This is a genomic window from Occallatibacter gabretensis (assembly GCF_001449115.1).
Classification (GTDB): Bacteria; Acidobacteriota; Terriglobia; order Terriglobales; family Acidobacteriaceae; genus Telmatobacter; species Telmatobacter gabretensis.
Genome location: NZ_LAIJ01000012.1, coordinates 465,731 through 485,615, shown reverse-complemented (window position 1 = coordinate 485,615; position 19,885 = coordinate 465,731). Strand labels below are relative to the sequence as shown.

Sequence of the window (19,885 nt, the reverse complement as noted above, 5' to 3'; positions counted from 1 at the left end):
GTAATATTTAGCCCAATCGGTAATGCCAGATTCTCGGCTCCCTATCCTCCGAGCTGAAATTCGCTCGGTGACTCGTTCGCTCAGGATGAGACGGTTATGGTCAGGATGGCGGGTTGGCGGATTGCTATCCCAGGTTCCAACTTCAGGGACCCGGAGCAGCCGACGACTGTAATGGAACTCACGAAAAGGAAGACCAAGAACAACCGCAGATCCTTCGACTCGTTTCACGCAAAGCGTGAAACTTTCCTCAGGATGACAATTTTGAGGGAGAGTGAGCGGGAGTGCTATCCCTTCATGCGCGAAAAGCCGCGCATGAAGGGGGCACCCGGCCTTTATGGCGGGGCAAGCGAAAGCAAAAGGCGGTTAGGGGTTGGCGGCTTTCTTTCCTTCTTCGATTTGCTCTTCCCAGCCGGGCAGGGTCTGGTCGCCGGTGATGAGGCGGGCGGTGCCGGAGAAGGTGAGGTAATTCCAGACCCAGGACCACAGGACTGAGAACCGGTTGCGGAAGCCGATTAAGAAGAAGATGTGAACGGTGAGCCAGGCGAACCAGGCGGTCCAGCCGCTCATGAGTGCGGTAAAGGGCCATTTCACATCGGCTACGGCGGCCAGGCGGCCTACGGTAGCCATGTCACCTTTGTCGAAATAATGGAAGGGCGGGCGGGGCTTGCCCTGGAGGTCGGTGGCGATCATTTTGGCGGCGTGATTGCCCATCTGGATGGCGGGTTGCGCAACGCCGGGAACCTGTTTGCCGTTCTGCTCGAAGTGGGCCAGGTCGCCGAGGACGAAGGTGGTTTCAAATGACTTGTCTGGAGTGCTGGGTGGATTGAGTTCGTTGTCGACGAGGACGGCGCCGCGCTTGTCGACGGGCGCGCCGAGCAGCTTGCCGAGGGGTGAGGCCTGCACGCCGGCGGCCCAGAGGATAACTGCGGCTTCTGTGCGTTGGCCGTTTGCTTCAACCCAGCCTGCGCCGACGCCGGTGACGTGGCTTTTGGTGTGAACCTCGACTCCGCGCGCGGCGAGCTCCTCTGCGGCACGGGCGGAGAGCTGCGGTGGATAGGTGGCGAGAACGCGGTCGCCGCCATCGAGCAGCATGACGCGGCTCTTGCGGGGATCGATGTGGCGGAAGTCGTGCTGGAGATAGTACTGTGCGATGTCGCCGATGGCTCCGGCGAGCTCGACACCGGTGGGACCGGCACCGATGATGACGAAGTTCAGCGGCGGGTGCCAGCCGTGCTCCTGCATCTGGCGCTCGGCGAGCTCAAAGGCGAGGAGGACGCGGCGGCGAATCTCGGTGGCGTCCTCGATGGATTTTAGGCCGGGAGCGAATTTTGCCCATTCCTCGTGGCCGAAGTAAGAGTGCGTGGCGCCGGTGGCCAGGATGAGGTAGTCGTAGCCGATGCTTGCTCCGCTTGAAAGCGCGAGGGTGCGGGCGGTTGTGTCGATGGCGGTGACTTCGTCCATGAGGACTTGCGTGTTCTGATGTTTGGCGAGAATGCCGCGGATGGGCTGCGCGATGTCAGCGGGCGAGAGGACGGCGAGGGCTACTTGATACAAGAGCGGCTGAAAGGTGTGGTGGTTGCGGCGATCTATAACGGTGAGATCGACGGGCAGCTTGCCGAGCGCGCGGGCTGCGTTGATTCCTGCAAAGCCGCCGCCGACGATGACGACGCGCGGACGTGCGCCTGGAACCCGTGGAGTGGTGAGCTGGCTCAATGTTCCTCCTCGCCTGGCCTCATTTGAACAGATGCGGGAGGGTAGTTCTTAGCTGCTAGCTATTAGCTTTTGGCTTGGTGGTGGGAGAACGGGTGGGAGTGCTGTCCCACCCTAGCGGCAAGAAACGCCGAATGAATGGGGCACCCGGAAGCTGCTCTTAGGGATGCATTTCGATGGTCACACTGGCGGTGCTAGTGTTGCCGGTGGAGGCAAGGCCGGTGGTGTTGGTGGCTACGCCGGGGATTCCCGCAGGGGCGAAGCTGACTGTGCCATCGATGGCTGATGTCCCTGTTGCGCTTTCGACGGCCAACAGCTGAGCTTGATCGCAACGCCCGTGTGGCGGGCAGGGCGGACTCCACGCGTAGATGGATTGATAGAAGGTGACGATGGCTCCGGCCATCGGATTGCCGTCGATATCCTTGACGCGCATCACGATCTGGCTGGGCGTAGCGGTGGCGGCCATGCTTTGCGAGGCGCCGGAAAGGGCTTCGACGGTGGCAAACTCCGGGCGCGAGCCGAGCGCCGAGAAGCTGACGCACTGCGGAGTGCCGTTGAGGCAGGCCTGGACGCTGGACTGCTGGCCCTCGGTGAGCGGCCCGACGCTGAGCATGTTGGAGGCGATGCCGCTGCCGGCGGTGATGGCTGCCGCGGATCCTGCAGCCGAGATGCCAGAGCTTGGTGTGCTTTGCCATGCCACGGCCTGGCCGCCAACGGGAAGGCCGTTGTTGAGCACGAGCGCCTGTGTGGGCCAGGAGATGCTGGATCCTGCGGCGAGCGAAAGCTGCGGGGTGAGCGCAGAGAGCACGGGCGGAGTTCCGCCTTCAAAGTGTGCCTGGAGCTGCGCGCCGTTGGTGAGGGCGGCTGTAACCACCGAGGGCGTGGTATCCACGGCTGTGATGTTCATGGTGGCATTGCCGTCTCCACCGGAAGTGACCGGGCAAACTGGTTGGCCGCAGGCGAGAGTGGCTGTTCCGGCAGCGACGGCGAAGGTGACGGTGTCTCCTGCGGCGGGTGTGAGGTCCGCGCCAAGCGCGGTGACGGTGAAGGCGAGCGGCACGCCTACGGGGACGGTATTCGAAGGCGCGGTGACGAGGGTGAGTGAGTCGCCTGTGGCCGCGTCATAGCTGATGCCATTTAAGAGAATAGCCACGGCGTTGTAGCCGGGAAGGCTGTCGACCTCCACGTTCACGGAGCCGGTGATGCCCTGGCCGGCGGCGGGAGCGATGGCGGTGATTTCATTGGGCGAGATGCCGGTGATCTGCGCGGCCTGGCCGTTGATCTTTACCGTGTCGGAGGGTTGGAAGCCCATGCCGTCAATGACAATGGGGCCTCCGGCGGCGGGCAGGCGTGGCGGCTGTATGGTGTCAGCGTAGAGCACCCAGCCGTTGTAGGCGTAGTCGGGGCGGCCGTCGCCGCGCATATCGGCGATGCCGAGGCGCACGGTGTCATCGGCGCTGGCGGTGACCTGCAGCCATGTTTCCCCGAGGGCGGTGCCGTTGAGCGCGGGGGCAACGCCTACGGGTGCGGCAGTTGCAGCGTCGAAGGCATCCCACACGCCGAGGGCCGGCATGGTCTTGTACGTCGACGGTATGCCTTGCTCGTTGATGGCCTGCGTGACGATGGTGAAGGTGCGGTTGGCGCGTACGGGGAAGGTGAACCAGTCGGCCTGCTGCACCTGGCCGAGCAGGCCGGTCCAGACGCCGCTCGATGCGAGCATGCGCGGGGACTCGGCGGTGGAGATAGCATCCTCAAAGCCGCTTATGGCTGAATCGGGTACGTTGACGGTGAGGGTCTGTGAGCCGCCGGCGCTGAGAGTCGCGACTGTGACCGGCGCGAGCGTGCCGGAGGGCAGCGGCGAGCCGTCGAGATACGGGCCGACGACGTTTCCGTAGATGTAGAGCGTGCTGATGGGCTCAAAGGTGAGCAGATAGCCGGCCGAGGTCATACCGGGTGGCAGCGGAATGTAGCGCAGATCGAAGTAGCCCTGCAGCGTGGGGTCGTTTGATCCGTACTGCGAGAGCGGAATGCCGTTGGTCGCGTTTGTGCCGGTAACCAGGCTGCCATGATTGCCGCTGAAATAGGCTCCTGAAACTGCGCTTACGGTGTAGTTGTAGAGTGGGTTGCCGCTGGCATCGAGGGGGGTGGCGAGGACGTTTACGCCCTGCATGCCGTATCCGGCGCGAAAGCTGATTGTGCCCTGGATGGAGAGGGTGTTGGCCGCGGTGAGCCGCTTCCCGGGAAAGCCGGCGAGATTGGCTGCGGTGATGGGATAGATGCGGTTCAGCTCGGAGATGTCGTCCTGGCTGAGCTGGCCTTCCTCAGGAATGCAGGTTCCACCTGCGGAGCCGCATGCGCCCATGAATGGCTGCATGACAGGCCAGGCTTCCATCTCCGCTGTGTTGATGCTGGCGGCAGCGTTGGGATAAATCTGCGAGTAGCCGAGGCCGAGAATTTCTCCCCAGGCGCGATCGAGGGCAAAGTTCATCATCGACATGCGCGCGGAGGTGTTTGTACAGCGGCCGTTGAGAATCATGATGGCGTGGCTGATGGTGGCGTCGGTGTTGATGTTGTCGGTCCAGACGGTCACGGCGTTCGATTCGCAGCTTGCGGGATCGCTTGTATACGTGCCGAAGAGGGTGTCGAGGACCGAGCCGTCGGCGTCGAAGACTACGCCCACGGGAAATCCCGTGGAAAATGGAGTCAGGTCGGCGGGAGTGGCGAAGGTGTTGTTGCTGCCGGGGGTGGTGTTTGAGCCGCTGACGTCTTCGGCGAGCGAACCCTTGTCAGTTAATGTGACACCGGCGGTGGGAATGGCGGTCCAGAGCGCGGCGGCTGCGTCGACCATCGCGACGGCCTGCTGATTGCTGACCGTGGCGCTGAGTGCACCCTGGTCTACGTAGTAATTGATCTTTCCGCCGGCCCAGTAGAGAGGCTGGCCCATGACCGAAGAGTTGAAGTAGGTGGTTCCGGCGACGGCGCGCGGGCCGCCGGCTTGAACGATGGCGGGTGAGAGGACGAGAAGAATGCCGATGAGCGCGAGGTGCGCTCTGGAATGAGAAAGGCCCAACATGCGAGTGCTCCAAGCATTCGCAGTTGCTGCAGGGGCCAGACCGTTTGGGCTGCGGCAGAATTAAAAAATTCTGGGAGAGCGGAGCCGGATTAGGGCCGGAATCAAATCTCGGGGTAAAAGTCGAAGAAGGCGTCGAGGCTTTGCTTGAGCTGGGCTTCGATCTGCTCGCGGGAGCCCTCGAGCACGTGCATGGTGACGTGCGCTTCATTGCCGTTGGCGAGCTGCAGGGTTGCGTCCTGAATCTGCTTTACTTCGCCCTCGGGGAGGAGGCGCATTCCGTAGACGAGAGTCAAATTTGCCATATCCGTATTATAGGTCTGTGGAAGGCTGAGTGGAGAGAGAAGCGCATGATATTGCCAATAGAATCAACGAATTATGGGCTATAGATAGCTTTAGGCTGCCACGGATGGCCATTTAGCGGATGGCCATTTATAAGACGGGAGTAAAAACCTGACGGATTCCCCAATCAAGGCTTTGGGACGTAGGCTATGCGGAAGGGCTGCAGGAACTGAAAGGGTCAATACATCCGCTTTCATCTCAAATTCTTCCTTCATTTGAAGCTCGTGCGCAGTTACCGCGAAGATATGAAGTTCTTCAAATCGGGAGCGGGCCGAGAATGCTGATGTTGTTCTGCTCACAAAGTGAGCTGAGTTTTTTGAGATCGGGCGGTGTTGCTGCGGGTAGTTGGTGACGATCATAAATCCGTATCGCCATCTCAAGCATCATTCCTACGAAACCGACTTTACCGCCCGGGATCGCATGGATCAGGACTTGCGAGTCTTTGTCGCTGCTGGTTCGAAATCCGTGGGGCACTCCCCTCGGCAGGAAAGTATAGCTTCCTGGTCCAGCCACGATTTTCTCTCCATCGCGAATCACAGTAAGCTCACCCTCTAATACGTAAAACGCTTCATCTTCGGCACGGTGAAGATGGTAGGGAGTTTCAAGGCGTGGAGGGGCTGTGAGATGAATCAGGGAATACGCACCATCTCCCGATTCGTTATGCGCCAGGAGGAGATGGCGGGCATTCAGAAACCAGTAAGCCGGCGCGTTGTCTAAATTGACGTTTGTTAATTCCGAGAACATAACTTCGAGTTCCTCCCACCTGACATTGGTACGTTTGTGAAGATCAACCCCAGGCGTATTGGCCAGGATCAAAGCCATCTCAGAAGCATTTGAGAACACTGAGAACAAGGTATCTCTCGTGGCGGACTAAATGAATAGGGGGTGCTACACAAAAGAGCGTGTGGAAGCGCACGACCTTAACAAAAGGATCCCGGGAGAGCCTGGAGCGGGAAAGAGTCCAGTCCAGCACGTCTTTCATCTTATTAGTGGAGATCCGAGGCGATTTGTACGAATAGAATCGACTCAGGAAAATATTGATGAGCGAGACACGCGAAACAGTCATTCTTGGTTCCGGCTGCGCCGGACTTACCGCTGCTATTTACACCGCACGCGCCGGGCTGAAGCCGCTGGTGCTGGAAGGCCACGAGCCGGGTGGGCAGCTCTCTATCACTACGCTGGTGGAGAATTTTCCGGGCTGGCCGGAGGGCGTTCAGGGGCCGGAGCTGATTGCCAACATGAAGAAGCAGGCGGAGCGCTTTGGCGCGGAGTTTCAGACGGCACATTTGAAGGCTGCCGATTTGCACAGGCATCCGTTCCGGCTGAGTACTTCGATTGGTGAGATCGATACGCGGTCGCTGATTGTGGCCTCTGGTGCGAGCGCACGCTGGTTGGGTATTGAGAGCGAGCAGAAGTTGATTGGGCATGGTGTTTCCAGCTGCGCTACCTGTGACGGGTTCTTTTTCCGTGGGCTGGAGATTGCCGTGGTGGGCGGCGGCGATACGGCGATGGAAGAGGCGATCTTTCTGTCGCGCTTTGCGACGAAGGTGACTGTGCTGCATCGGAGAGAGAATTTCCGGGCGAGCAAGATCATGCTGGAGCGGGCGATTGCGCATCCGCAGATTGTGCTGCGGACGAATGTGATTGTCGAAGAGGTTCTGGGAGTCGATCAGAAGGAAGTATGTGGTGTGCGCCTTAAGAACACCGCGACCGGAGAAGAGGAGACTCTGCATGTGAGCGGCGTCTTTCTCGGCATTGGACATGAGCCGAACGCGAAGATGTTTCATGGGCAGATTGATCTGGATGCTGAGGGTTACATTCTGACGCAGAACAACGTGTTTACTACGCGGAATGGGCAGATTGTGCCTGGGGTGTATGCGTGCGGAGACGTTCAGGACCGACGGTACCGGCAGGCGATTACGGCTGCTGGAACGGGCTGCATGGCGGCGCTTGAGGTGGAGAAGTATTTGGAAGAGCACGGGCACTAATGGTGCTACGCGCACGGCGAACTGCGCTTCGCGCCTTTGAATGGGTTGGAAATTATTACCCGGAGCGCAGTTGAAGGGGGCATGATGTCCATCTTTCCCGGCCGGTATGCAGCGCAGAGTGATGAATCGTTTGTGGTGTTTCTCATTGGCGCGCGGGTTAACAAGCTCTTTGCGCTGGGCAGTTGGCCGCGGGTGTTCGCCGCTATGCCGCCTATGATTGCTGAGCTTCGCCAGCATCCTGAGCTGGGTTTGCTCCATGCGAGCTATTTCGTCTACTGGCGTGGCGTTGCTGTGATTCAGTACTGGCGGAGCTTTGATCATCTTCATGCGTATGCGCATGCGCGGGATGCGAAGCATCTGCCGGCGTGGGCGGAGTTCAACCGGCGCATCGGCGGCAATGGCACGGTGGGAATCTGGCATGAGAGCTATCTTGTGGAGCCGGGCAAGTTTGAGACCGTCTATGCGAATATGCCGCGGTTTGGGCTGGGTGCGGCGGTGGGGCATGTGCCGGCGATGGGGCGGATGCAAGATGCGCGGTCACGGCTCGCAGTGAAACAATCATCGTAATGTCACTGAAAGAAAATCTCGAAAAAGTGGAAGAGCAGATTCATGCGGCCTGCAAGGCTGCGGGACGGTCGCGCCACGAGATTGAGATGATGGCGGTGTCGAAGACGTATCCGGCGGAGACGATTCTGGAGGCCGAAAAACTGGGTCTGCAGCTGTTTGGTGAGAATCGCGTACAGGAGTTTGCGGGCAAGGCGCCGGAGCTTGAGCCGTGCCGCTGCACGGGGCCGATGGCTGCTACGGATGAGCCGATTTTTGTGCATTTGATTGGGCATTTGCAGTCGAATAAAGCGGTGAGGGCTGTGGAGTTGTTTGATTCTGTAGATTCGCTGGATTCAGTGAAACTGGCGGAGCGGCTGAATGATGCGGCGGGCAAGTTGCATAAGCGGCTGCCGGTGCTGATTGAGGTGAAGCTGAGTCCGGAGGAGTCGAAGGATGGGCTGGAGCCTGAATCTGCAGAGGCTGCGGCGCTGCTGGAACGGCTGCCGGATCTTGAGCATCTGCATATGCGCGGGCTGATGACGATTGCGCCTTTTGGTGTTCCGGAGGCGGAGACGCGGGCTTGTTTTCGTGCGTTGCGTGAGTGGCGGGATAGGTGGGCTGCTGCGCATGCTCAGTTGAAGTTTGATGTGCTTTCGATGGGGATGAGCGGGGATTTTGCGCTGGCGATTCTGGAAGGTGCGACGCGGGTGCGGATTGGGACGGCGCTGTTTGGCAAGCGTGCGCTGTGGACTGGGCCGGCGGAGTGATTCGCGAGACGAAAGATGGCGTTACGCTGGCTGTGCGGGCGCAGCCGGGTGCGAAGAAGACTGCCATTGTGGGCGTCTACGGCGAGGGTGATTCAGCTCAGATCAAAATTGCTGTGCAGGCTCCGCCTGTTGAGGGGCGGGCGAATGAGGCGCTGATTGCGTTTCTGGCCGATGCGTTTGGTTTGGCGAAGTCGAGGGTGGAGATTATTTCGGGGGAGTTGGGGCGGGGGAAGGTGTTTTTATTGCGTGGGGTTTCGGTGGAGAGGGTGCGGCAGATTGTGGGAGAACACTCGAAAAAACAAAAGCGGGTCCTTCCCTCCGCCTGAAAGACGGCTACGGTCAGGATGACGACCTTCATGGGGGAGAGGGTGGCTGAGCTGGATTTCAGCGCGCTGAAAAGGCGGCGGCGAGGACTTCTTCCGGCTCGGGGCGGACGCGGAAGTCGGAGTGGGCTTCTGCGAAGAGGACGCTGCCGTTGCGGCTGATCACGTATGTGGCCGGGAGTGCGAGCGTGCCGCTGGTATCGCTGTTGATGAACGGCAGATTGACGAGGATGGATTTGTAGTAGTGCTGCATGTCCTGCGAGAGCGTGTAGGTGAGGCCGAATTGCGTGGCGACCTTGTTTCCAGGGTCTGAAAGCAATGGAAAAGGAAGGCCGTGCTGGCCCGCCATGAAGTCGTTCTGGCGAGCGGTCTGCGGGCTGATGGCGACCATGACTGCACCGTGCTCGCGGATGCGGCCGTAGAGGTCGCGCCAGATTTCGAGCTCTGTTGCGCAGTAGCTGCACCAGCGACCGCGGAAGAATTTGACGATGAGCGGGCCTACGGAGAGCAGGTCTTTGCTGCTGACGGCTTTTCCTCTTGCATCTTTCAGAGAGAATTCTGGAGCTTGTGCGCCTGCCGGAACGATACGGTCTTCGATGCCTGATGCGAAGAGGTCCTCGACGGAGCGCTCGCTGATGGCGAGGCGATCGGCCTGCACCAGCTTACGGGTGTTGGAGGTGATCTCGTCGAGCTGGTCTTGCAGGCTGGTGGTTGTCATGGTTGAGAAGAGCATCCCGCAGGGGCTAAAGCCCGGACAGATTTTGTGCTGCCTTTGATTGCCGAGGTTAAAACCCCGGCCTACCAATCTACCGCCCGAATTTCTGGCGGCCGCCCATCATGCTGCTCATGCCGCCGCGCATCATTTGTTTGGCCAGGCCGCCTTTGCCCATTTGCTTGAACATCTTGCTCATCTGCGCGTACTGGCGGAGGAGCATGTTGACGTCCTGCACGCTGGTGCCGGAGCCGGCGGCGATGCGCTTGCGGCGCGAGCCGGAGATGATCTCGTGGTTGCGGCGCTCGTGCGGCGTCATGGAGTTGATGATGGCTTCGAGGCGGACGAATTGTTTTTCGTCGACGTTCTGCGCGGCCTGGGACATGCCGGCGAAGGGGCCGACCGAGGGGAGCATCTTGAGGATGGATTCCATGGAGCCGAGCTTTTTGATCTGGCGGAGCTGGTCACGGAAGTCTTCGAGGGTGAAGCCGTCGCCGAGCAGCGCCTTCTTGGCGAAGTCTTCGGACTTTTTGCGGTCGAGTGTGGCTTCGGCTTTTTCGACGAGCGAGAGGATGTCGCCCATGCCGAGGATGCGGCCCACGATGCGGTCGGGGTGGAAGGGCTCGAAGGCATCGGGCTTTTCGCCGACGCCGATGAACTTGATGGGCTGGCCGGTGACGTGGCGGATGGAGAGCGCTGCGCCGCCGCGGGCGTCGCCGTCCATTTTTGTCAGGACTACTCCAGTGAGTCCGAGACGAGTATGAAAATCGAGCGCGGAGTTGACGGCGTCCTGGCCGGTCATGGCGTCGGCGACGAAGAGGATTTCCTGCGGGTTGAGGAGCTTTTTGAGGCGCTCCATTTCTTTCATCAGCTCTTCATCGATGTGCAGGCGGCCTGCGGTATCGACGATGAGCGTGTCGAAGCCGAAGTTGCGGGCCTCGCGCCTCGCTTCGCTCGCCAGGCGCTCTACCAGCGCTGAGCCGGGCTGCTCGCCCTTGAGGTCGCCTTCGTAGATTTTGGCGTCAATGGATTTGGCGACGACCTTGAGCTGCTCGCGGGCGGCGGGACGGTAGACGTCTACCGAAACCAGCAACGGGCGGCGGCCACCTTTTTTGAGCCATGCGGCGAGCTTGCCGGAGGTGGTGGTTTTACCGGAGCCCTGGAGGCCGGCCATGAGGATGACGGTGGGCGGCTGCGGGGCGAAGTTGAAGCGCGCAGTGTCTTTGCCGAGGATGGCGATGAGCTCGTCGCGAACGATCTTGGTGATCTGCTCGGTGGGCGAGAGCGCGGTCATCACTTCTGTGCCGACGGCTTTGGCGCGGATGTGCTCGATGAGCTCTTTGACGACGTTCAGGTTGACGTCGGCTTCAAGGAGGGCGACACGGATTTCGCGCAGGGCTTCGGCGATGTTTTCTTCGGTGAGCGTGCCCTGGCCGCGGAGGGTTTTGAAGGCGCGCTGGAGCTTATCTGTGAGTGTTTCGAACATAGACAGTTACTAGTGTATCGGATAGCCTGATTTGCAGCGGATTGACCCACTCCGTCTTCGTCAGAGTTACGATGCGTATTTTCCTCTCCATCCTGGGTGCAGCACTATACGCGGTACCGGCAATTATTGTGCAGCGTCGCAAATGTGCCGATATTTCTCTGATTTTCCTGCTTAGTTTCTTTCTGGGTTGGACCGGCATTGGCTGGATCGCTGCGATGCTCTGGGCAATTTACGGCAAGACCGAGCATGCCAGCCTCGCAGAAAAGCCATGATAGCTAGTGCCTTTCAGTAAATCTCCGAGCGAAATTTTGAGATCCTGCTTGTCGCATATCAGCGGATTCCGACCATGCCTCGGGTGGATTCGATGAGTTTTGCCGGGTCGTAGCCGATGCCTTTTTTGAAGACGTATTCGACGTTTTCCACGGCGGAGATGTTTTTGGCGGGGTCGCCTTTGACGATGACTAGGTCCGCCTGCTTGCCTGCCGCGATGGTGCCGATCTGCTTGTCACGACCGAGGTAACGCGCGCCGTTTTGTGTGGCGATCTGGATGGCCTGAACTGGCGTGAAGCCGGCTTCTACTAGCAGCTCGATTCCGCGCTGGTCGCCGAAGCCGGGGAGGACTGCGCCGTAGCCGGTGGGATCGCAGCCGGCCATGAGGAGGCCACCGGCAGCGGCGAAGGCATGCTCGAAGGCCATTTCTTTTTTGAAAGCGGCGAGCCAGGGGGATTTTTCGCCGCCAGGGGCGATGTAGGCGCGATTTTCGAGGACGGAGGACCAGGCTTCCGGGAGCATGGAGTCGTGCTCGCGATCGAGGAAGGACATGGGCGGGCGGTTGGGCGTGAAGCTCTCGAAGATGGCGAGTGTGGATGTGATGGCGACGTGGTGGTCGACGAGGGTGTGGATGAGCGCCTGGACCTGCGGGCCGTTGATATCGACTGTGTCCGCGATTGCCTTTATGCCTGCGTTGCCGGGGCTGCAGATGCCGGGCTTGCGGTTGGGGGTGAATTCGGAGTCTTCGAGAAGGCCGTGTTCAAGGTTGTCGATGCCCATCTCCGCGGCTTCTGGTATGGAGACAGAGCAAAGATGGCCGGTGATCTTGAGACCGCGGGCGTGGACTGTGTCGATGGCTGCTTTGAGGGCCTCAGGCTTGATGAACATGTAGGCCTTGAAGGAGGTGACGCCCTGATCGGCCCAGTAGTTGACGGCGGCGCGGGCTGAGGCGGCGTCCTGCAACGGGACTGCCTGCATGATGAAGGTGCCGGGGCCGTCGAGGTAGGGGCCTGTGATGTCGAGATCCGGGCCGGGGTCGAGACCTTTTTCAATGCGGGTGCGGAGGGTGATATCGGCGTAGGGCTCGATGCTGCCGGTGGTGCGGCCAGTGGTGACTCCGCCGGCGAGGTAGAGGCGCGGGGCGGTCTGGAGCGATTGGCCGATGAGGAATGCGTGGAGACTCGAGTTTTCCGGCTCGGTGTAGAAGAGATGCTCGTGCATGCCGACGATACCGGGGAAGACGGTGTGGCCGGTGAGGTCGAGGATGCGCGTGCCGGTGGGAATTTTAGCTGAGGATGCGGGGCCGATGCTCTCGATTTTGCCGTTTGCGAGAAGGATGGTTTGGTCGAGGACGGGAGCTGTTCCTGTGCCATCGATGACTTCGACATGCGTGAGTGCGACGGTGGGCTCCGGCACGGAAATGTAGGTGGCGAGAGGGTTGCGGGGCTGCTGGGCTGCGGCGGTGAAAGCGACGAGAGCGAGAAGAGAGATGGGCAGGCGTGCAGCGTGCATTGGTTTCTCCGAAACAGAGTTTGAGAAGCGTCCTCAGGGACTAAAGCCCGAAAATCTTTTCCTCCGACCTCCAGGTGCCGGGGATAAATCCCCGGCCTACCAGCCGTGCCCTTTCAAAGCCGCTTCAGTCTGCGGGAGAGACGAGGTATTGTTCTAGCTTACCGTCGGGGTAGGTGTACGTGGAGACGGAGAGGCGACGTGAGGGATAGACGATGCGGTAGGAGCGCTCGGTCATGCCGCCGCGGAGGGATTCGCCGGTCGGGATGAAGGAGAGCAGCTCTCCGAGAGGGCCGAGGCTGGTTTTGAAGTCCGCGAGAGTTTGCGCGTCGAAGTAGTCGCTGAGGTTGGGCGCGAGGAGCGAGCGGTCGATTTTGCCCTGCTGGAGGCCGTGGTAGATTTCGAGGGCTTGCTGTAGAGGGGCGGAGGATTTGGAGCCGAGGATGGCGTCAGCGGTCATCGTTGCGATTTGAGACGCGCCTGAGGCCATGTGATTCGTCAGGACGATGACGGAAGCGCCATCGTCGGGGAGGATCATGCTTTCGGCAACGAAGCCGGTGACTTCTCCCGAGTGTTCGAGGAGGAGATGGTTGTCATACTTGCGCACGAAGATGCCGAGGCCGTAATGCGTGTCCTGGCCGTCTTTTGGGCCGCCTTTGAGCTTGATGCTGGTGAACATTTCTTTGTAGCTTTCGGGCTTGAGGATGGATTGGGCGATGAGGCTTTCGTTCCAGAGGGCGAGGTCGTGCGGTGTCATGGCCAGCTCGCCGGCGGCGAACATCCAGTTGCGGCCTTCCTTGGGGGCGGGGCGTAGCGGGCCGAGGGCGGCGCGGATGTAGGCTGTGGCGTCTGTGGAGGTGAGCTTGTCCTGATCGGTGTCATAGACGCTCTTCATGCCGAGCGGGTGGAAGATATGCTCGCCGAGGAATTCCATGAGTTTTTGGCCGGAGACTTTTTCAACGATCAGGCCTGCGATGACGAAGTTCGTGTTGGAGTACTGCCACTGCGTGCCGGGCTCGAAGTCGAGCGGTTTTTTGGCCCAGGTGTCGAGGATGTACTGACCCGTGGTGGGCTTCATCATGGGTGTCATGAGGTAGTCCTCGGGCCAGTAATCCTGGTAGCCGGAGGTGTGGGAGAGAACCTGGCGGATGGTGATCTCGTTGCCGCGGGTGAGATCGGGGATGTATTTGCCGACCGGGTCGTCGAGGGTGAGTTTGCCCTGTTCCTGCAAAAGGAGAATTGCGGCAGCAGTGAATTGTTTGGAGATCGACCCGATGGAATAGCGCATCTCCGGCGTGGCTGGCTTGTCCGGATTGATGTGCGCCAGGCCGTAGGCGTGCGTGAAAACGAGCTTGCCGTGCTGAATAACTGCGATGGAGGCTGAGGGAACTCCGCGCTGCTCCATGACACCGGCGGCGATGCGGTCGATTTTGGTTTTGAGGGCCGGGTCGATGGTGTCGATGGTTTGGGCGGTGAGCGAGAGTGCAGAAACAGAGGCGAGAGCAAGCAGAAGCGAGGCGCGGAAGAGCCGGGTGAAGCAGGGCATGAGAAGAATCCTCTCGGAGCAGGATAAACGCAGGGTTTCAGGATGCAAAGGCGATGGACAGGACGATGATGTCATCCTCCTGACCGAAGGAGCGTGCGGCATGGGCTATCTGGCTGGCGGTGTGGCCGGACATGAGCTCTTCGGTTTGCTTAAAGCCGAGGAGTTCGCCGGATGGGGAACGCGCTTCTACGACGCCATCTGTGATAAGGAAAAGTGTCTGGCCGGGTGCGAGGCGTCCGGTTATGGATTCGTAGTCTGCGGCGGCGGCAAGGCCGAGCGGGAGGGCAGGCGATGTGGCCACTTCTGCGCCTGCAATGTAGGGAGGGATGTGGCCTGCGCTTGCGAGGGTGTAGTTGCCGGATTGCTCAATGCGGATGCAGCAGGCAGTGGTGAAGCCGATTTCGGTCTGGCCCAGAAGCTCCAGGTTCAGGTTTGAGAGCACGATGGAGGGATCGCGCGAGTCTTCGCGCCGCAGCGAGCCGAGAATGGCTGCGACGCGCATGGCCGCCTGCAGGCCCTTGCCGCTGACATCCCCCACAACTGCGAGCAGCGAGCCGTCTTTGCCGGAAGAGAGTAAGAAGAAATCGCCGCCTACTTCTTTGGCTGGGTGGTATTCGACCTGCACGTCAAAGCCCGGAGTGACATCCTTTGAGCGCGTGAGCTGCAGGTTCTGCAGGGTGCGCGCGGCGTCCATCTCCGTGGCGGCTTCTGCGTTATGCCGGGCGATACCGACGGTGCGGAAGACCAGGAAGAGGAGGATGCAGAGGAAGAAGAGGACGTCACAGAGGTTGTCGAAGGTGATGGAGTAACTACCGAGATGGAGAGAGGGAAGCGCGGGCAGCCTGAAGGGCTGATTCAGGAAGAGGACCAGATAACGGGCGAAGACCCATCCCCTGGAGGTGACGACGGCTACGACTGCGGGTGTGAGGATGCGGGCTTCTGTGCTGCCGGCGCGCCAGCTGCGGATGAGGAGCGCCAGGACGATTGCTTCCACGACGAGCGTGGGGAGGAAGAAGGTGATCAAGCCCAACTGGTAGATGCCGGGCAGGCCGTAGTTGACGAGCGGGCCAGCCAGCGCGGAACCCACGACAATGATTTGCGCGATGAGCAGCCAGCGGGGGCGTTTTTTGCCAAGGTAAGGTGCAAGCAGGATGCGGAAGAACTCAAGGAGCAGACCCTGGGCGATGCCGAAGAGGGCGTAATCGATCCAGTCAGAGAATGGAGTGCGATCACCGAGCATGAGCCAGATGTCGCAGAGAAAAAGCTGCCCGTAGGCAAAGAGAGCGGCGGCGGCGGCGAGGTATTCCTTGCGCGTACTGAGGGCGAGATAGAGGCCGAGGGCGATGACGCAGGTGAGGAAGGCGAGGCCCGCGAGCAGGAAGAGCGCCCATGTGCTGTGAGCGCTGATGAAGCTGGCATTGATGTCGGCCTGCGCGGGGCTGGTGAGGAAGATGTGCGACTCGAAGCCGATGGGCGTGGCGGTGCGACGCCCATGGGTGCGGATCTGGCGGCCTGCAGGATTTATAGCGAAGCGGATGGCGACGACGAGGTCGCCAGTTGAGGGAATTGCTGATTGTGGAACCGGAAAGGCGAGCAGACGGTATTGATAGCGGTAGGTTGCGCCGGGAATGGGGCCGTTGCCGCCGAGGGAGATGCCGTTGGCGAAGACTTCATACGTGCCGAGGGTGGAATCGAGGGTGATGGCAGGTGGGGGCGCGTCAGTACGGAGATGGATGTGCATGCGATACCAGCCGAAGCGGATGTCGCGGATGTTGTAGTCAAGGAGCTGCTTGTTGGCCGAGATGACCTGCCAGCTGGTGTCGTCAAATGTAGACGATGCCCATTCGGGATTGTCGCCGGGCTGGAAGAGCCATAGCGGCCCGAGCTCGATGCGCTCTCCAATGTCTGTTGCGTCGACGCTGCGTGGATCTGGAATTGGAGTTTGCGCGCTCGCCGCTGAGACGCAGAGCAGCGTGGTCAGCAGAAAACCGCTTAGTCGCAGACAAATTCTGGTACGGGGCATCGCCCTCAATATACCGCAGCGTGATTTCCCTGGAACGAGAATCCTGTAGGCTGGTTCAGGCTTGCAATTGAGAGAGTTCGGGCTGGACGGCGGAGAGGAATCGATATGCAACATTTGATTGATGGTTATAAGAAGTTCCACGCGGAGGTTTTCCCGACTTGCCGCGACCAGTTCCATTTGCTGGCGGAAGGGCAGTCGCCGGAGTACCTGTTGATTACGTGTGCGGACTCGCGAGTGGTGCCGAATCTGATTTTGCAGGCGGGGCCGGGCGAATTGTTCCTTGCCCGGAACGCAGGGAATGTGGTGCCGGTTGCCGGCAATGATGTGGACGGAATTACCGCGACGATTGAGTATGCGGTGCAGGTGCTAAAGGTGAAATATGCGATTCTGTGCGGGCACTCGGACTGCGGGGCGCTGAAAGCTGTGCTCTACAACAAGAATGTGGACGATCTGCCGAAGGTGGCGCGGTGGCTGCACCATATTGACGCGGCGCTGGAATTTAAGCAGCCGGAGCGGCCCGAAGAGGGGGAAAACGCAGAGCTGGCAGCGGTGATTCGCGGGAACGTGGTGGCACAGCTCAGGAACCTGAAGGCCGACCCGGTGGTGCGGCAGGCAATGGAGGCGGGCACGCTGCAGGTTTTCGGCTGGTACTACGACATTCTGACCGGAACGATTGAGCAGTATGACGAGAAGGATCGGCGGTTTGTGGCGCTGGGGGAGTGAGGCTGTGAGCGGTTTCCTTTTCCTATGGAATGGTGCCGGCTGACTTTGAGGAGACCATCTTTGGGCTGCCGTTGAGGGACATGGAGCAGCGGCCCCAATCCATACTGGGTGCGCCCTGAATCTGCGGCTGAGTTATGCCGATCCACTCCGTGCCGTTGTGGAAGAAGAAACTGCAGGCGTTGGGCTGCTTTGCGTCTCCGTAGAGATCGAAGTCGATTGAGAGCAGAACGTCGGCTGTGGTGCGGCCGATGCGTTCGAGCAGCGGGTAGCCCTGCTTCTTTCCTTCTGAATTCGGGTAATGCAGGGCGCAGACTGTGTCCGCGCCGGTTCCGCGCAGCAGGAGAAGGCTGCAGCCGTTCTGACCGCCGGTAAAGATGAATCTGCGCGGCGGTGCGGCCTTGGGGATATTATCCAGCGGCTGCAGTGCCTGGTTATTGCTGGTGACCGTGCCGAAGGCGAGATAGGGCGCATAGTAGCCGGAGATGAGGCCTGGTCCGGCGGCGATCTGCGGCTCCAGCATGACCTGCGAGGTGGAACCGAAGAGGGAAGCCGACCATGGCAACAGGTCGAAATAGAGCGTGTCGTAGGCCAGGTTGGGGTTGAATGCCGTCAATGGCACCCCTCCCTTGGTTTGCAGGTTGATGCAGGTGGATTTTACATAGGCCAGCGGGCTGAGCAGGAATTTTTGAACCTCGGCTGCAGACATGGTTCTTACCGTCCTATTGGGGAGCAATTGCGCTGTAGGAGATTGTGGACCTGATCGTACACCGAACTGCCAGACTATTTATTAAAAAAAGCCCGAAAAGCCGTTGTGGAATTAGGCGAAGATTTTGCCCGGTCTGGGACTACGAACTCGCGAGTAAGGTTTATATAAACAACTTCAAAAAAACTTGACACTAAGTCACTCAATCTTGCATCTTATATTTGTCAGTATCTTTTACCGGCAGGAGCCAAAATATGGCAAAAATTATTGGTATCGATCTCGGAACCACCAACTCGTGCGTCGCTGTCCTTGAGGGGGGCGAGCCAAAAGTCATTCCGAATGAAGAGGGTGCGCGTACTACGCCCTCGATCGTCGCGTTTTCAAAGACCGGCGAGCGCCTTGTGGGCCAGGTGGCCAAGCGGCAGGCGATTACGAACCCGGAGAACACGATTTTCTCCATCAAGCGGTTTATGGGCCGCCGCTTTAATGAAGTCAATGACGAGATGAAGATGGTGCCCTACAAGGTCATGCAGCAGGGCGATCACATTGCTGTTTTAGCGCAGGGCAAAGAGTACACGCCGCCGGAGATTTCGGCGATGATTCTGCAGAAGTTGAAGAAGTCTGCCGAGGCCTACCTGGGCGAGACCGTGACCGAGGCTGTGATTACGGTTCCGGCGTACTTTAACGACGCACAGCGGCAGGCGACCAAGGACGCGGGCAAGATTGCCGGCCTGGACGTGAAGCGCATTGTGAACGAGCCGACGGCGGCTGCACTGGCGTACGGTTTGGACAAGAAGAAGGACGAGACGATTGCCGTGTACGACTTCGGCGGCGGTACGTTCGATATTTCGATCCTGGAAGTGGGCGAAGGCGTCATTGAGGTCAAGTCGACCAACGGCGATACGCACCTGGGCGGCGACAACCTGGATCAGCGGATTGTGGAGTGGCTCATTGCCGAGTTCAAGGCTGAGGAAGGCCTGGACCTGGGCTCGAAGGGCAACGAGATGGCTCTGCAGCGTTTGAAGGACGCGGCGGAAAAGGCCAAGATTGAGCTTTCAACTACGGTTGAGACGGAAATCAATCTGCCGTTTATTACGGCGGATGCGACGGGACCGAAGCACCTGGTTCGCAAGCTGACGCGGGCGAAGCTCGAGTCGCTGGTGGACGATCTGCTGCAGCGGTCACTGGAGCCTTGCAAGAAGGCGATGAGTGACGCTGGCGTGACGGCGGCGCAGATTGACGAGGTTGTGCTCGTTGGCGGCCAGACGCGTATGCCGAAGATCCAGGAGATTGTGAAGCAGCTCTTTGGCAAGGAGCCACATCGCGGCGTGAACCCGGATGAAGTGGTTGCCATAGGCGCGGCGGTTCAGGCTGGCGTGTTGGCTGGCGAAGTGAAGGATCTGCTGTTGCTGGACGTGACACCGCTGACCCTCTCGATTGAGACGCTGGGTGGAGTGGCGACGCCGATGATTCCGCGGAACACGACGATTCCGACGAAGAAGACGGAGACGTTTTCGACGGCGGCTGACTCGCAGACCGAGGTTGAGGTGCATGTGCTGCAGGGCGAGCGCCCGATGGCGGGACAGAACCGTACGCTGGGCAAGTTCAAGCTGGCGGGAATTCCTCCGGCGCAGCGCGGCGTGCCGCAGATTGAGGTGACGTTCGATATTGATGCGAACGGCATTCTGAATGTGACGGCGAAGGACAACGCGACAGGCAAGGACACGCGCATCACTATTACTTCGAGCTCAGGTTTGAGCAAGGATGAGGTGGAGCGCATGGCCAAGGACGCCGAGGCGCATGCGGCCGAGGACAAGTCGAAGCGCGAGGAGATTGAGGCGCGCAACGGGCTGGACTCGCTGGTCTACAACATAGAGAAGATGCTGAAGGACGCAGGCGAGAAGGTGGAAGCTGCGGACAAGACGGATGTAGAAGCTGCTCTTGCCGAAGCGAAGACCACGCTGGCTGGAACGCCTTCTGTGGACGAGCTGAAGGCCTCACACGAGAAGCTGACTACGGCGAGCCACAATCTGGCTGCGGCAATGTATAAGGCGAATGCGGCTGCTCCTTCACCTGATGCTGCGGCGGGCGAACCTGCTGCCGAGCAGAAGAAGGATGAAGGCGTGATTGACGCTGAGTACGTGGATGTCGAGGACAAGAAATAGGA

Annotated in this window: 17 protein-coding genes; 7 read left to right on the top strand and 10 right to left on the bottom strand. The window is 59.9% G+C overall.

All coding sequences use genetic code 11. The annotated features are described in order from the left end of the window. Window positions 1-363 precede the first annotated feature (363 nt). The 4 genes from VO84_RS21295 to VO84_RS21280 all read right to left on the bottom strand — a co-directional run bounded on the left by VO84_RS21295 (window position 364) and on the right by VO84_RS21280 (window position 5,944). Window positions 364-1,713: an NAD(P)/FAD-dependent oxidoreductase gene (locus VO84_RS21295; RefSeq protein WP_058189782.1), complete on the bottom strand. Its 1,350-nt coding sequence runs from the start codon at window positions 1,711-1,713 to the stop codon at window positions 364-366. Window positions 1,714-1,870: 157 nt separating this feature from the next. Then, on the bottom strand, window positions 1,871-4,783 hold the full coding sequence (locus VO84_RS21290; RefSeq protein WP_058189781.1) for an IPT/TIG domain-containing protein: 2,913 nt from the start codon (window positions 4,781-4,783) through the stop codon (window positions 1,871-1,873). 101 nt (window positions 4,784-4,884) lie between these two features. Continuing rightward, window positions 4,885-5,085: a hypothetical protein gene (locus tag VO84_RS21285; RefSeq protein ID WP_058189780.1), complete on the bottom strand. Its 201-nt coding sequence runs from the start codon at window positions 5,083-5,085 to the stop codon at window positions 4,885-4,887. A 292-nt stretch (window positions 5,086-5,377) separates the two neighbouring features. Next, a complete protein-coding gene (locus VO84_RS21280; RefSeq protein WP_197414150.1) occupies window positions 5,378-5,944 on the bottom strand; it encodes a cupin domain-containing protein in 567 nt (188 codons plus the stop codon). Window positions 5,945-6,162: 218 nt separating this feature from the next. Between VO84_RS21280 and trxB the strand changes: the two genes are divergently transcribed. The 4 genes from trxB to VO84_RS21260 all read left to right on the top strand — a co-directional run bounded on the left by trxB (window position 6,163) and on the right by VO84_RS21260 (window position 8,749). Next, on the top strand, window positions 6,163-7,110 hold the full coding sequence (gene trxB, locus VO84_RS21275) for a thioredoxin-disulfide reductase (protein WP_058189778.1): 948 nt from the start codon (window positions 6,163-6,165) through the stop codon (window positions 7,108-7,110). A gap of 81 nt (window positions 7,111-7,191) precedes the next feature. Then, on the top strand, window positions 7,192-7,677 hold the full coding sequence (locus tag VO84_RS21270) for a DUF4188 domain-containing protein (RefSeq protein ID WP_058189777.1): 486 nt from the start codon (window positions 7,192-7,194) through the stop codon (window positions 7,675-7,677). Further along, window positions 7,677-8,423, top strand: coding sequence for a YggS family pyridoxal phosphate-dependent enzyme (locus VO84_RS21265; protein ID WP_058189776.1), 747 nt, complete (start codon window positions 7,677-7,679; stop codon window positions 8,421-8,423). Before VO84_RS21270 ends, VO84_RS21265 begins: the two co-directional genes overlap by 1 nt. Beyond that, window positions 8,420-8,749, top strand: a complete 330-nt coding sequence (locus VO84_RS21260; protein ID WP_082662282.1) for a DUF167 domain-containing protein — start codon at window positions 8,420-8,422, stop codon at window positions 8,747-8,749. The genes VO84_RS21265 and VO84_RS21260 overlap by 4 nt, the downstream gene beginning before the upstream one ends. A 58-nt stretch (window positions 8,750-8,807) precedes the next feature. Here the strand turns inward: VO84_RS21260 and VO84_RS21255 are convergent, their stop codons facing one another. Next, the gene (locus VO84_RS21255) at window positions 8,808-9,464 is read right to left on the bottom strand and encodes a peroxiredoxin-like family protein (RefSeq protein WP_058189929.1); all 657 of its coding nucleotides are present in this window, start codon (window positions 9,462-9,464) and stop codon (window positions 8,808-8,810) included. Window positions 9,465-9,552: 88 nt separating this feature from the next. Continuing rightward, entirely contained in the window at window positions 9,553-10,944 is a 1,392-nt protein-coding gene (ffh, locus tag VO84_RS21250; protein ID WP_058189775.1) for a signal recognition particle protein, read from the bottom strand. 71 nt (window positions 10,945-11,015) lie between these two features. Between ffh and VO84_RS21245 the strand changes: the two genes are divergently transcribed. After that, window positions 11,016-11,216, top strand: coding sequence for a superinfection immunity protein (locus tag VO84_RS21245; protein ID WP_058189774.1), 201 nt, complete (start codon window positions 11,016-11,018; stop codon window positions 11,214-11,216). A 58-nt stretch (window positions 11,217-11,274) separates the two neighbouring features. Here the strand turns inward: VO84_RS21245 and VO84_RS21240 are convergent, their stop codons facing one another. The 3 genes from VO84_RS21240 to VO84_RS21230 all read right to left on the bottom strand — a co-directional run bounded on the left by VO84_RS21240 (window position 11,275) and on the right by VO84_RS21230 (window position 16,292). Continuing rightward, complete coding sequence (locus VO84_RS21240; protein ID WP_058189773.1) at window positions 11,275-12,726, bottom strand: amidohydrolase family protein; 1,452 nt, start codon at window positions 12,724-12,726, stop codon at window positions 11,275-11,277. A gap of 124 nt (window positions 12,727-12,850) precedes the next feature. Beyond that, complete coding sequence (locus tag VO84_RS21235) at window positions 12,851-14,269, bottom strand: serine hydrolase domain-containing protein (protein WP_058189772.1); 1,419 nt, start codon at window positions 14,267-14,269, stop codon at window positions 12,851-12,853. Window positions 14,270-14,306: 37 nt separating this feature from the next. After that, entirely contained in the window at window positions 14,307-16,292 is a 1,986-nt protein-coding gene (locus VO84_RS21230; protein ID WP_058189771.1) for a PP2C family protein-serine/threonine phosphatase, read from the bottom strand. Between the two features lie 105 nt (window positions 16,293-16,397). On the opposite strand from VO84_RS21230, the gene VO84_RS21225 reads away from it, so the two are divergent. Continuing rightward, a complete protein-coding gene (locus VO84_RS21225) occupies window positions 16,398-17,015 on the top strand; it encodes a carbonic anhydrase (RefSeq protein WP_058189770.1) in 618 nt (205 codons plus the stop codon). Between the two features lie 22 nt (window positions 17,016-17,037). Here VO84_RS21225 and VO84_RS21220 read toward each other — a convergent pair whose 3' ends face one another. After that, window positions 17,038-17,721: a hypothetical protein gene (locus VO84_RS21220; RefSeq protein ID WP_058189769.1), complete on the bottom strand. Its 684-nt coding sequence runs from the start codon at window positions 17,719-17,721 to the stop codon at window positions 17,038-17,040. Between the two features lie 251 nt (window positions 17,722-17,972). Between VO84_RS21220 and dnaK the strand changes: the two genes are divergently transcribed. Next, window positions 17,973-19,883: a molecular chaperone DnaK gene (gene dnaK, locus VO84_RS21215; RefSeq protein WP_058189768.1), complete on the top strand. Its 1,911-nt coding sequence runs from the start codon at window positions 17,973-17,975 to the stop codon at window positions 19,881-19,883. The last annotated feature ends 2 nt before the right edge of the window (window positions 19,884-19,885 follow it).

Excerpts from the sequence above, each read along its gene's own strand:
- VO84_RS21290 (WP_058189781.1), bottom strand. The coding sequence starts at position 4,783 with ATGTTGGGCCTTTCTCATTCCAGAGCGCACCTCGCGCTCATCGGCATT.
- VO84_RS21285 (WP_058189780.1), bottom strand. The coding sequence starts at position 5,085 with ATGGCAAATTTGACTCTCGTCTACGGAATGCGCCTCCTCCCCGAGGGC.
- VO84_RS21280 (WP_197414150.1), bottom strand. The coding sequence starts at position 5,944 with ATGGCTTTGATCCTGGCCAATACGCCTGGGGTTGATCTTCACAAACGT.
- trxB (WP_058189778.1), top strand. The coding sequence starts at position 6,163 with ATGAGCGAGACACGCGAAACAGTCATTCTTGGTTCCGGCTGCGCCGGA.
- VO84_RS21270 (WP_058189777.1), top strand. The coding sequence starts at position 7,192 with ATGATGTCCATCTTTCCCGGCCGGTATGCAGCGCAGAGTGATGAATCG.
- VO84_RS21265 (WP_058189776.1), top strand. The coding sequence starts at position 7,677 with ATGTCACTGAAAGAAAATCTCGAAAAAGTGGAAGAGCAGATTCATGCG.
- VO84_RS21255 (WP_058189929.1), bottom strand. The coding sequence starts at position 9,464 with ATGACAACCACCAGCCTGCAAGACCAGCTCGACGAGATCACCTCCAAC.
- ffh (WP_058189775.1), bottom strand. The coding sequence starts at position 10,944 with ATGTTCGAAACACTCACAGATAAGCTCCAGCGCGCCTTCAAAACCCTC.
- VO84_RS21245 (WP_058189774.1), top strand. The coding sequence starts at position 11,016 with ATGCGTATTTTCCTCTCCATCCTGGGTGCAGCACTATACGCGGTACCG.
- VO84_RS21240 (WP_058189773.1), bottom strand. The coding sequence starts at position 12,726 with ATGCACGCTGCACGCCTGCCCATCTCTCTTCTCGCTCTCGTCGCTTTC.
- VO84_RS21235 (WP_058189772.1), bottom strand. The coding sequence starts at position 14,269 with ATGCCCTGCTTCACCCGGCTCTTCCGCGCCTCGCTTCTGCTTGCTCTC.
- VO84_RS21230 (WP_058189771.1), bottom strand. The coding sequence starts at position 16,292 with ATGCCCCGTACCAGAATTTGTCTGCGACTAAGCGGTTTTCTGCTGACC.
- VO84_RS21225 (WP_058189770.1), top strand. The coding sequence starts at position 16,398 with ATGCAACATTTGATTGATGGTTATAAGAAGTTCCACGCGGAGGTTTTC.
- VO84_RS21220 (WP_058189769.1), bottom strand. The coding sequence starts at position 17,721 with ATGTCTGCAGCCGAGGTTCAAAAATTCCTGCTCAGCCCGCTGGCCTAT.
- dnaK (WP_058189768.1), top strand. The coding sequence starts at position 17,973 with ATGGCAAAAATTATTGGTATCGATCTCGGAACCACCAACTCGTGCGTC.